Origin of the sequence: Kushneria phyllosphaerae (assembly GCF_900312995.1) — a bacterium.
GTDB lineage: Bacteria > Pseudomonadota > Gammaproteobacteria > Pseudomonadales > Halomonadaceae > Kushneria > Kushneria phyllosphaerae.
On the sequence record NZ_ONZI01000004.1, the window covers coordinates 397388 to 409633 of the forward strand.

Annotated in this window: 11 protein-coding genes; 1 reads left to right on the plus strand and 10 read right to left on the minus strand. The window is 59.2% G+C overall.

The annotated features are described in order from the left end of the window. Positions 1-49: 49 nt before the first annotated feature. Positions 50-1399, minus strand: a complete 1350-nt coding sequence (locus KSP9073_RS15035) for a malonyl-CoA decarboxylase (RefSeq protein ID WP_108843987.1) — start codon at positions 1397-1399, stop codon at positions 50-52. A gap of 154 nt (positions 1400-1553) precedes the next feature. Here KSP9073_RS15035 and KSP9073_RS15040 point away from each other — a divergent pair, with 154 nt between their 5' ends. Further along, positions 1554-2252 (plus strand): GntR family transcriptional regulator, encoded by a 699-nt coding sequence (locus KSP9073_RS15040; RefSeq protein WP_108843988.1) that lies wholly within the window; start codon positions 1554-1556, stop codon positions 2250-2252. A gap of 51 nt (positions 2253-2303) precedes the next feature. Here KSP9073_RS15040 and KSP9073_RS15045 read toward each other — a convergent pair whose 3' ends face one another. From KSP9073_RS15045 to KSP9073_RS15085, 9 genes are all read right to left on the minus strand, one after another. Next, entirely contained in the window at positions 2304-3032 is a 729-nt protein-coding gene (locus KSP9073_RS15045) for a FadR/GntR family transcriptional regulator (RefSeq protein WP_243409259.1), read from the minus strand. 110 nt (positions 3033-3142) lie between these two features. Continuing rightward, the gene (locus KSP9073_RS15050; protein WP_108843774.1) at positions 3143-4102 is read right to left on the minus strand and encodes a 2-hydroxyacid dehydrogenase; all 960 of its coding nucleotides are present in this window, start codon (positions 4100-4102) and stop codon (positions 3143-3145) included. A gap of 12 nt (positions 4103-4114) precedes the next feature. Further along, positions 4115-5611: a tripartite tricarboxylate transporter permease gene (locus KSP9073_RS15055; RefSeq protein ID WP_108843775.1), complete on the minus strand. Its 1497-nt coding sequence runs from the start codon at positions 5609-5611 to the stop codon at positions 4115-4117. Between the two features lie 20 nt (positions 5612-5631). Then, entirely contained in the window at positions 5632-6108 is a 477-nt protein-coding gene (locus KSP9073_RS15060) for a tripartite tricarboxylate transporter TctB family protein (protein ID WP_108843776.1), read from the minus strand. An 11-nt stretch (positions 6109-6119) separates the two neighbouring features. Continuing rightward, on the minus strand, positions 6120-7091 hold the full coding sequence (locus KSP9073_RS15065; protein WP_165814273.1) for a tripartite tricarboxylate transporter substrate binding protein: 972 nt from the start codon (positions 7089-7091) through the stop codon (positions 6120-6122). Between the two features lie 184 nt (positions 7092-7275). Beyond that, entirely contained in the window at positions 7276-8853 is a 1578-nt protein-coding gene (locus KSP9073_RS15070; RefSeq protein ID WP_108843778.1) for an aldehyde dehydrogenase (NADP(+)), read from the minus strand. A 37-nt stretch (positions 8854-8890) separates the two neighbouring features. After that, positions 8891-10219, minus strand: coding sequence for an enolase C-terminal domain-like protein (locus KSP9073_RS15075; RefSeq protein ID WP_207771494.1), 1329 nt, complete (start codon positions 10217-10219; stop codon positions 8891-8893). Between the two features lie 12 nt (positions 10220-10231). Continuing rightward, positions 10232-11722, minus strand: coding sequence for a tripartite tricarboxylate transporter permease (locus KSP9073_RS15080; protein ID WP_108843779.1), 1491 nt, complete (start codon positions 11720-11722; stop codon positions 10232-10234). 1 nt (position 11723) lies between these two features. After that, a complete protein-coding gene (locus tag KSP9073_RS15085; RefSeq protein ID WP_108843780.1) occupies positions 11724-12242 on the minus strand; it encodes a tripartite tricarboxylate transporter TctB family protein in 519 nt (172 codons plus the stop codon). Between the last annotated feature and the right edge of the window lie 4 nt (positions 12243-12246).

Sequence of the window (12246 nt, forward strand, 5' to 3'; positions counted from 1 at the left end):
TGCCGTGTTCGTTTTGATGCCGTTTTCAACGCCTCATTCAGGCGTCGATTCAGGCGTTATCGCGTGAGACAAGACGCTTGCGCCCTGTTTTGGCCTGCCGACGAATATCGCTGGCACAGACCACGGTGCCCTCTCGGCTGAAGGCCTCATGGTTCTGCTCGATGCGATCGATCTCGTAGAGATAGTTGACCATCAGGCCGTGCGCCTGCTGGCACCCTTTCTCGGAAGTATCGCCCGGCCAGTTGATGCGGTGCAGGCTGGCGCCATTGCCCAGGTGAAAGCGTGCGACCGGGTCCAGCGGCTGCCCTCGAGCGTTGCGCGCCTCCAGAAGATAATGCGCGGCCAGCCCTCGCAGTTCCGGCGCCAGCCGTTGGCGCTCGGCCTTGTCGTTGAGCCAGCTGCCGCGATCAAGCGCCGTGCAGACCTCATCATCTTCCGCGAGCTCGCCTTCCTTGCGTTGGCTGTCCACCCAGCCGGCAAAGCCCGGCACCGGCGAGAGCGTGACAAAGTTGACCAGCCCCGGCAGATCGCGCTTGAGCTCCTGCACCACCTGCTTGATCAGGAAATTGCCAAACGAGATGCCCTTGAGACCACTCTGGCAGTTGCTGATGCTGTAAAAGGCAGCCGTGTCGGCCTCGCCCGGGGCCACTTCTTCACCGCCGGCCAGAATGGTCTGGATATTGTCGGGAATGCCCTTGCACAGCGCCACTTCAACGAAAATCAGCGGCTCATCGCCGGTCGCCGGGTGGAAAAACGCGTAGCAGCGACGATCGCCCGGATCGAGACGACGTCGCAGGTCGGACCAGTCCTGAATGGCATGCACCGCTTCATATCGAATGATCTTTTCAAGTACCGCTGCCGGCGTGTTCCAGCCGATGCTTTCCAGCATCAAAAAGCCGCGGTTGAACCAGGAGGCGAACAGGTGGGCAAAATCGTCATCGAGCGGGGCAAGTTCGGGATTGGTCTTTAAATAGCGCAGCAGGTCAGCGCGCATGGCGACCAGCTCATAGGTGCCGCCCGGGCAGAGATTGAGACGCCGCAGCAGATGCTGACGGCGCGGTTCACAGGCGGCAAAAAGCTTCTGGAGGGTGGCGTTGTCTTCGCGCTCGCTCCAGTCGCGATAGGCCTTGTGAATATCGTCGCTGTCGGCGGCGTAGTGCTCGGCCAGCATCTCGAAAAAGGCCAGCCGGTCGGCATCATCAAGGCCGCGATAGCGCTTGAGGGCCTGCTGGGCAATCAGAATCTGGGAGGCTTCACCGCCGCGCTGCATAAGGGTTTCGCAGCTTGAAGCCAACTGCGACAGGCTCGCCTTTTTATCACCGCTGTCGCCGCCGGTACTGCGAAACCGCTCACGCGTGCGGCGCTCGATATTTGATAGCAGCTCCTGGAGAAAATTCATGTTGACGTTCATGGCAGCCCTCATCGATCGCTTGAACGGGCATCCCGGCACCCGAAGATGAATATTGCTTGTCATCAACAGGAAAGTTACTTTTCATATACATGTCACCGTCCTGTTGTATACAACGATCTGCGCACCGGCTGAGGGTGTCAACATGGGAAAAAGTCTATTGAATGAAAGTCCAGGAGGGCGGATTCCTCAGGCGCAGCGGCTTCGGGATCTGCTGGAAGATGCCATCGTCGAGGGCCACTATGCCCCGGGGGATCGCCTCGACCCTGAAGCGCTGGCACGCCAGTATCAGTGCTCGCGCACGCCCATTCGCGAGGCCCTGACACATCTGGCGGCTTCCGGCATGGTGAAGGTGGCGCCCAAGCGCGGCACCTTTGTGGCACGCCTGAGCGTGACCGAGCTGGTAGAACGTTTTGAAGTGATGGCAGAGCTTGAAGGCATGTGCGGCCGGCTGGCCGCGCGGCGCATGAGTGATGAGACGCTCTCGGCACTACAGCAGGCGCAGGCCGCCTGTCGTCAATGCATGCTCAATGGGGATGTGAACGGCTATTACTATGAAAACGGCGAATTTCATCGGCTGATCTATGAAGGCAGTCACAATGATTTTCTGGCCCAGGAGGCCAGACGCCTGCACGCCATGCTAAAGCCCTACCGACGCCTGCAGCTGCATGCAAGGCATCGACTGGAGAGCTCATGGTGCGAGCACGAACGCATTGTGACGGCACTGATCGCTGGCGACGCCGATACAGCGCAGCGGGAACTGAGAGCGCATGTGTTGCTTCAGGGAGAACGCTTCAACGACCTGGTCGCCTCGATGCAGCGTCTGGGGCAAACGCCGGCCTGACATCGCTGTCTCACTGCGCACTTGTGCCCCTGATATCTGCCCTTTTCTCGCTCAGTCCTTCTCGCGATAAGCGGTATAGGTCTGTCTGGCGCGGGAAAAGTGCTGCCTGACAGCCTCTTCGGCGCGCTCGGGATCTCGTGACAGCACGGCGTCAAGAATGGCCTGATGCTCCCCTGCCACCATTTCCAGATAGCGGCGGGCGGCATCGATGTTCAGCTCGTTGTCGACCAGCCGGGCACGCGGAATGGCTTCCTGACTCAGCGGCTCATAAAAGGACATGAAAAACGGATTGTGTGTCGCCTCGATCAGGGCGTGATGGAACTGATAGTCCTCATGACGCGCCTGTCTGCCCTGCTTCATCGCCTCCTTGAAAGCGGCGTGGGCGCTTTCAAGGCGACGCACGTCATCGTCATCATGACGCTCGGCCGCCAGCGCCGCCGCCCGGGGCTCGAGCGTCAGACGAAGCTCAAGCACATGCAGAATATCTTCCACCGTATTGGCACTGATGCGCCGGGCCGGAGATGGCACCGCCTGGCGCGTCTGGATCACGCGCGTGCCGATACCTCGCCTTGTTTCAATCAGCCCCGAGGAGCGCAGATGCGCAATCGCCTCACGCACGGCAGTGCGGCTGACGCCAAACATGTCGCACAGCTCGCTTTCGGTAGGCAGCTTGTCACCCACGGCGATCTGCCCGTTGGCAATCGAGGCCTCCAGCTGCCGGGCAATCTGTGCCGACAGGCTGCCCTGCTGAGTAATGCGTTCAAGTTTGAGCGTCTTCATATGGATCATCTGCTGTTGTGTAGTGGCAGGTGTCAGTCACGCGCGAAAGCAATCCCGTGCAGACCGTACCGCCTGCGGTCGGCCAGAGTGCATTATCCCCTATGACAACGCTACACGGGCGTTAGTGCCGACTCACCCTTCAATACCCGGTTCAGGTTATCAGCGGCCAGATCACACATGGCGTTGCGCGTTTCAAACGTCGAGGAGCCGATATGCGGCAATAGTACGGCATTATCAAGTGACAGCAGTGCTGAATCGGGAGCCAGAGGCTCACGCTCGTAGACATCAAGACCTGCGTAATAGAGCGTGCCATCCTGCAGACAGGCGGTCAGGTCTTCTTCGACCACCACCTGCCCGCGCGAGATGTTGATCAAAATGGCCTTGTCACGCGTGGCGGCCAGCAGATTGCGATCGACCAGGCCTCGTGTGGCTTCCGACAGCGCCACGGTCACGACGATAAAGTCTGATTCGCTGAAAAGCGTCTCCAGCGAGACCTGACGGGCATCAAAGGCTTCTTCAAGCTCCGGACGCTCACTGCGGTTATAGAACATGACCGGCATGTTGAAACCGTGATGGCCGCGCTGGGCAACCGCCTGACCGATGCGCCCCATGCCTACGATACCCAATGTCTTGCCGGTAATGTCGACGCCGAAGTCGGTACGGCCCAGTGACGCCTGCCACTGACCACCGCGAACCTTGCGCTCCATTTCACCGGCACGACGGGCGGCCATCATCAGCAGCAAAAATCCGGTATCAGCGGTGGCATCGGTGAGCACTTCAGGCGTATTGGTCAGCACGATATTACGCGACTGAATCTCTTCCAGCGGATAGGCATCCACCCCGACGGACACGCTGGCGATAACCTTCAGACGCGGCGAGGCGTCCAGAAGCGCCTTGTCGAATTTGACGTTGGAACCGATAAAGGCATCCGCCTCAGCCATGGCGTCCCTGAAGGCCGCCCTGTCGGCATCATTGCCAAGGCGCTGAAAATGCGTCACGTGATGCTCGGCCTGCAGTGTCGCCAGCAGCTCCGGATAGAGTTCGTGTACCACTACAATATTGTGTTGCATGTCATTGTCCTGTCAGTTTGAAACGGCGCTGGCTTTTTTGTCTCGCCAGGAAGCGCGCAGGGAAAAGACGACAAACACCAGCGCCAGTACCAGAAAGGCCACACTGATGGGACGTGTAAAGAAGGGTTCCCAGCTGCCATCAAAGGTCTGCAGTCCGCGCCGCAGATTGGTTTCAGCCACACCGCCAAGAATCAGCCCGATCACGGCCGGGGCGACCCCAAACCCGAAGCGGGCAAGGAAAAAACCAAGTACGCCCAGCGCCATCATCAGATACACATCAAAGTAATCACTGTTGATGCTGAAGACCCCGATGGCACAGAAGATGAAAATCAGCGGCAGCAGGTAGTGCTGCGGTACACGCAGGATGCGCACAAAAAGGCGGATGCCCCACCACTGCACGAAAAGCATCATGATGTTGGCCAGCAAAAAGGCCACGAAAATGCCGTATACCAGCGTGGCCTGAGTACTAAAGAGCATCGGGCCGGGCTGGATGCCCTGAATCATCAGACCGCCAATCAAAACGGCGGTCGCGCCTTCGCCGGGAATGCCCAGCGTCAGCATAGGAATCAGCGCTCCGCCCACCATGGCATTGTTGGAAGACTCGGAAGCAATCACCCCTTCAGGCGCCCCCTTGCCAAAATCTTTCGAATTTTTGGAAAACCGCTTGGCCTGATCGTAGGCCATGATCGAGGCGATACTGCCGCCTGCCCCCGGTACGGCGCCCACACCAGCACCGATAAAGGAACTCATCAGCAAAAGCTTCCAGTTGCGCAGCACTTCACGTAGCCGTGGGAAGGCCCCCTCAAGCGCGTTTTCGACCTTCATGGAAGGACGCTTCCCGTGCATCTTCTCCATATCCAGCAGCAGCTGGGAGACGGCAAAGATACCCACGATCACGGCCAGCAGACTGATACCGGTCAAAAGCGACATCTGCCCGAAGGTCAAACGCATGGCACCGGTCACCTGATCGGCGCCGACCGTGGACATCAGCATGCCGATCAGACCCACGATCAACCCCTTGATGAGTGAGCCGCCGGAGATCGACACGATGATCATCAGCCCCAGAATACTCAGGGAGAAGTATTCGGCCGCGCCGAATTTAAGCGCAACGGACGCAATCAGGGGCGAGATCAGAATCAGGATCACGGCGCTGATAATGCCACCAAGAAAGGACGCCGCCACCGACAGACCCAGCGCCTTGCCTGCTCGCCCACCGACCGCCATGGGCCAGGCATCAAAGGTGGTAGCGATAGAACCCGGCGTACCCGGCATGTTCAGAAGGATCGCGGGGACCGAACCGCCGGCAATGGCGCCACAAAAGGCCCCCAGCAGCAATCCGATGCCGGCGATGGTATCCAGTCCATAGGTCAGCGGCAGTAACAGGGCGACGGCCATGGCGGCCGAAAGACCGGGTAGCGCGCCCAGAATAATGCCCAGAAAGGTCCCGGCCAGTATGGCCAGCAGCGTCAGCGGGCCAAAAAGCTGAACGGTATCCATCAGTGTTTGCATAAAGACTCCTGATATTCAGCTCAAAACCTGACCTTGAGCAGCTCGACAAACACGCCGTAGATGATTCCCGTACCGATCACGGCAAACACAATAACCCGAGCCCAGAATGCGGGTTTTGCCAAAAGGCCCTTGCGGTCGGCAGAGATCATGCAGATAAAAACAGGCATCAGGACAAGGTAAAAAAACGTGGGAATCAGAAACCCCGCCACGCTCATTGCCCAGACATAAGCAGTGCTGAACGCGACAAATAAAATGAGATTCAAAAACCCCTGCCGCGATATTGCCGGCAGGTTATCCGCTTTTTTTCCTTTCAAAAAACAGGCAATGACATTCAAGGCCGCCAGCACAGCGATTGCGAAGGTAATGACACTGGGAAAGGCAGACGGCGCGATGGAGCCGTGCGCACTTCCCGGAATACCCATGGCCGACACACAGAGAATGGCGGCGGCGACGGCCAGCAATAGACTAAAAACGCCTTCCTGAAGATGACCCTTCATGGCAGTGCTCCTTATCTGTTTTCGCTGGCAACCTCTTGCGCCACCGGAATCAGTTCTTCTGCCAGTGTGTCCACGTACTGATCGAACTCAGGGCCAGAACGGAAGTCGACGTGAATGCCCAGCTGCTCAATGCGCTTGACGAAGGTCGGGTCCTTCGAAGCTTTCTCCAGCGCACTGACCCAGCGATCGCGGGTCTCGTCATCCATGCCCTTCGGGGCCGCCACACCGCGCCAGTTGGAAATGTCGATATCGTGTCCCAGCTCTTTCATGGTGGGCACATCCGGCAGGGACTCGCTGCGCTCGCCGCTGGTGACCACCAGCGGGGTCATCTGACCGGATTCCAGCGCACCGCGAAGATCCATTGGATCCATCACGACACCGTCGATATGTCCGCCCATGACAGCCGCCGTGGCATCAGGGGCACCCTGATAGGAGATGGTGTCGAAATCTGCCCCCAGCTCCTTGCCCACCAGCACGCTCATGATGTGCGTGGAAGAACCAATGCCGGCAAAGCCGATTTTTAAACGACGATGATGATCGCCACCGGGCAGGATATCCTCGACGCTATCAATGCCCAGCTTGCTGTTGACGGCCAGCACATAAGGCACGGAATAGAAGCTTGCCAGGTAGTCAAAGTCCTGGTATTTAAAATTGACATTCCCCATGCCCTGCTGGGTAAACACCTTGTTATCGATGGCCACGACCGTATAGCCATCGGGTCGCGACTGGATGGTTTTCATGAACCCGATCGCGCCACCGCCACCCGTCAGGTACTGGGGAATGATGTTGACCCCCAGATCCTTTTCGAGACCTTCCTGCAGCGACCGGATCAGATAATCGGAACCCCCACCGGGAGACGCCGGAGAGATGAAGGTAATATCATCATCAGGGAAGTCGGCAGCCATGACCGTTGAAGAGACTGTCGCCATGCTCACGGCCATGGCGATAGCAGCACATCCTTTCTTCAAAGCAAATTTCTTCATGACCGACCTCATCAGTGTTCAGATTTTCAAAAAGTCATACATCATACATATATGGATAATACCTGTTTTAACCAACGTGAATCTGCTCCTTTAGTTTATGCCTGGACCATCGTATAAAACCAAAAGGGGCCTGCCTTGTGGCAGACCCCTTCGATTTAACACCGGCTGATATCAGCTCGGCCGATCAGCTTTCGCGTTTGCCATCTACCAGACGGTTGAGCTGGCAGGGATTGGCATCACGCAGGGCTTCAGGGCGCAGGGCATCCGGCAGATTCTGATAGCAGACCGGACGCAAAAAGCGCTTGATGGCTGCGGTCCCCACCGAGGTGGTACGACCATCGGAAGTCGCCGGGAAGGGGCCGCCATGCACCATCGCATCGCTGACTTCAACGCCGGTCGGCCAGCCATTGACCAGGATACGGCCGGCCTTGCGCTCAAGAATCCTCACCAGCGGACGCGCACTTTCAAGGTCGGCATCGTCCATCTGGAGCGTGGCCGTCAGCTGCCCTTCCAGATGCTCGGTGACGGCCAGCAGCTCATCACTGTCCACGCACTCGACGATCAGTGACGTCGCACCGAACACTTCATCCTGCAGTTCGGTATCGGCCAAAAACGTCTGCGCCGAAGCCGTGTAGAGACCGGCCTGACACGTGTAGGCGCCCTCACCTGTCGGCCCGCGGCCCAGCTCGGTCACACCATTGTGCTGCGACAGTCGCTGAACGCCTTCCTGATAGGCATCGCTGATGCCGGGCGTCAGCATGGTCTGAGCGTTGGCATCCGCCAGCGCTTCAGTGGCGGCCTGCTTGAAGGTTTCCAGTGCTTCACCCTTGATGGCGATCACCAGCCCTGGGTTGGTACAGAACTGTCCGGCGCCCATGTTCAGTGAGCCCACGAACGCCTTGCCCATTTCGCGACCACGCGCCTTGAGCGCCTCGGGCAGCGGGAACACCGGGTTGATGCTGCTCATTTCCGCGTAGAAAGGAATCGGCTCAGCGCGCGACTGGGCGACTTTCCACAGCGCCATGCCGCCATTGCGCGACCCGGTAAAGCCGGCAGCCTTGATGCGCTTGTCACCGACCAGCGCGGTGCCGACGTCACGGCCCGAGCCGTACAGCAGCGAAAAAACGCCTTCCGGCAGGTTGCAGCGCGCAACGGCCTTTTGAATGGCACGACCGACCAGCTCGGAAGTCCCGGGGTGTGCCCCGTGCGCCTTGACGATGACCGGACAGCCGGCCGCCAGAGCAGATGCGGTATCACCACCGGCGACCGAGAAGGCCAGCGGGAAATTGCTGGCACCGAACACAACGACCGGGCCGAGACCAATGTGACGCTGGCGCAGGTCAGTACGTGGCATCGGCTGACGATCCGGCATGGCCTGATCGACGCGGACATCCAGCCACTCACCGTCGCGTACCACGCGAGCAAACAGTCTCAGCTGACCGCAGGTACGACCGCGCTCACCCTGAATACGCCCTTCAGGCAATCCGGTTTCAGCGACGGCACGTTCGACCAGCGCATCGCCAATAGCTTCAATCTCTTCGGCAACGGTTTCCAGAAATACGGCACGCGCTTCCTGCGACGTTTCGCGATACTGATCAAAGGCCTGCCAGGCCAGCGCGCAGGCCTGTTCGACCTCGTTGCTGCTCCCGCCGTTATAGACCGGTTCCAGCGTCTCGCCAGTAGCGGGATTGATGGCCTGAACCGGATCGCGTGTGCCCTTGATGGCGTGCTGTCCGATAAGAAGTTCGCCTGTCAGTTGCATCTTTCTCTCCTGATGGTTGCGTTGCGTATTGCCGGGTTCAGCGCACCAGCGCGGGGCGCTTGGGATCGAATGCCCAGCCGTCGATCAGATACTGCATGGCCGTGGCATCGTTGCGGGCGCGAACGTCGAGCGAGCGATAAAGCGCGTGCGCCTCATCCAGCTTGCCCTGATCCAGCGTCACGCCAAGTCCGGGCGTGGTGGGCACGTTCAGCTTGCCGTCACGGATCTCGAACGGCGCTTCGGTCAGACGCTGACCGTCCTGCCAGATCCAGTGGGTGTCGATGGCCGTAATCTCGCCCGGGCAGGCCGCGGCCACATGCGTCATCATCGCCAGTGAAATGTCGAAGTGGTTATTGGAGTGCGAGCCCCATGTCATGCCCCACTCGTCACACAGCTCGCCCACCATGACCGCGCCCTGCATGGTCCAGAAATGGCAGTCCGCCAGCGGAATGTCGACCGAGTTCATTTGCGCGGCGTACTGCAGCTGTTTGAAATCGGTGGCAATCATGTTGGTGGCCGTGCGCAGACCGGTACGGCGCTTGAACTCCGCCATGGTTTCGCGACCCGACCAGCTGCCCTCCTGGCCGCAGGGGTCCTCGGCGTAGCTCAGAATGTCCCGAATCGGCTCCAGTACTCGAATGGCCTCTTCCAGCGACCAGGCCCCGTTGGGGTCCAGCGTCAGCCGCGCTTCGGGGAAGATCTCGTGCATGGCGCGAATACAGTCGGCTTCCTGTTCCCCCGGCAGCACGCCCCCTTTCAGCTTGAAGTCGCGAAAACCGTAGCGTTCGTGGGCAGCACGGGCCAGCTCGGCGACGGCCTCGGGCGTCAACGCTTCCTGACAGCGTAGCCGCTCCCAGTCATCGCGGGGGTCATCGGCGCTCAAGTAAGGCAGGTCGGTCTTGTTCGGGTCGCCAAGCAAAAAGAGATAGCCCAGAGCTTCGACCTCATCACGCTGGCGGCCCAGACGGCCCAGCAGATCGGCCACCGGCGTTTCAGTCGCCTGGCCGTAGAGATCCAGCAACGCCGATTCGATGGCGGTCAGCACATGCACGGCGACGCGCAGATCAAAGGTCTGACGGCCCCGCTCTTCCGGCCCCCCCTGTGCCAACAGCCTTTTGGCATTGTTCAGCGTCCCGCGCCAGGCATTGAGCCGGGTGCCTTCTACCAGCGAGCGGCACTTCTCAAGTCCTTTCAGAATGCCTTCGCTGGAGGGGATCTCACCAACGCCCCTGTTGCCGGCGTTGTCCTCAAGAATCAACACACAGCGCACAAACCAGGGGGCATGGCCGCCACTGAGGTTAAGCAGGAAGCTGTCATGACCTGCGACCGGCACAATGGTCATGCGTGTAATGGTTGGCAGTGACATACAAGGCTTCTCCTATGAATGGGACGTCGTTTGGCGACGGTTCTGCCATAAGGTGAAAAACAAAAAGGCCGCAGAGACCAGCAAAAACACCAGACTGATCGGACGCGTGACCAGCACGCTCCAGTCACCACTGGACAGCAGCAGCGCCCGACGGATGTTGGACTCGGCGATCGGCCCCAGAATCAGGCCCAGAATGACCGGCGCCGTACCGAAGTCATAACGGTTGAGAAAGTAGCCCAGCACCCCGAAGCCCAGCATTAGATAGACATTGAAAATGTCGGCATCGACGGCATACACCCCGATTACGCAGAACATCAGGATCAATGCCATCAGCAGCTTGCGCGGTACCTGCAGCACCTTGACGAAGATCTGAATGCCAAACCACTGGATCAGCAGCATGAAGATGTTGGCGACAAAGAAGGCAATGAAGATGCCGTAGATGATCGAGCCGTTATCGGTGAAAAGCGTTGGCCCCGGGCTAATGCCCTGAATCATCAGACCACCCATCAACACGGCGGTAGCGGCTTCACCGGGGATACCCAGTGTCAGCATCGGGATCAGCGCACCGCCCACCAGCGCATTGTTGGAAGATTCGGACGCAATGATTCCTTCAGGATGTCCGGTGCCGAATTTTTCCGGCGTTTTGGACATCTTTTTGGCCTGATCATAGGAAAGAAACGAGCCGATGCTACCGCCAGCCCCCGGGATGGCACCAACGATCGTGCCGATCACCGAGCTTGAGGCCAAAACCTTCCAGTGTCGCAGCGTTTCCATCCAGCGCGGTGAGGCGTGATCCATCTCGTTTTTGCTGTGCTCGGCGCGTTCGGGACCGAAATAATCGACCACGTCCTTGAGCACCTGGGAGACAGCAAACAGACCGATCAGCGCCGGCAGCAGGTTGACGCCGGTCAGCAGCGACAGGTTATGAAAGGTATAGCGCTGGACACCGGCCACCGGGTCGGTCCCGATCGTGGCAATCAGCAGCCCGATCAGACCGGCCACCAGGCCCTTGATCAGGGACTTGCTGGACACGGACGCAATAATGACCAGCCCGAAGACGCTCAGCGCAAAATATTCGGCAGGACCAAAACGCAGCGCAAAATCGGCAATGGGCGGGGCCAGAAGACTCAGTACCACGGCACTGAAAATACCGCCGATGAACGAGGACACAATACAGATGCCCAGCGCCCGGCCTGCCTCACCCCGGCGCGCCATGGGAAAGGCATCCAGCGTTGTGGCCACCGATGAGGGGGTACCTGGAATGTTCAAAAGCGTTGCCGACACCGAGCCACCGGCAATGGCCCCGCACAGGGTGCCCAGCAGCATGCCCATGCCCATGACCGGCGGCATGCCAAACGTCAGTGGCAATAGCAGCGCAATGGCCATTGCGGCCGTAAGCCCCGGCAGCGCGCCCATGATCAGTCCCAGCAGCGTGCCGCCACCGATGACCAGCAGCACATGCCACTGAAAGACCAGTCCGAGTGCCTCTACATAATCTCCCATGTCATACCCCCATCATGCCGATGGTGGGCAACACGATTTCGAACCCCACCGAGAAGATCAAGAAGATGGCGACCGATACCACTGCAGAAAACAGCGCCAGCATGAGCACACGTCCAATGGCGATATTCTCGCCAGGCTGACGTGACAATACGCTGACCATGGCCACGCATATAAAGAGGAACAGTGCCGTGGAGATCACATAGCCCAGCGGCTCAAGCAGGGAGGCATAAAGCACCAGCAAAAGCGCCACGCCACACCAGCCCACTACCGGCACCCACCGCGGAGTGGTGGCAGCAGCATCACTGGACTCACGCGCCAGCAATGTCCCTGCCATCAGACCCCGCACCATCGAAATCAACAGCAAAATGGCAATGGCTGACGAAATGGCCCGAGGGAAAAATGCGGGGGAGAGACTCCCCCCCGCGGCATTGGCCGGCAGATGCCAGGCCTGCTGCAAAAACCAGCCCGCCAATGCCAGAAGCACCAGATGAAACAGTGCATCACTGCGTGTCTTGACCATCTTA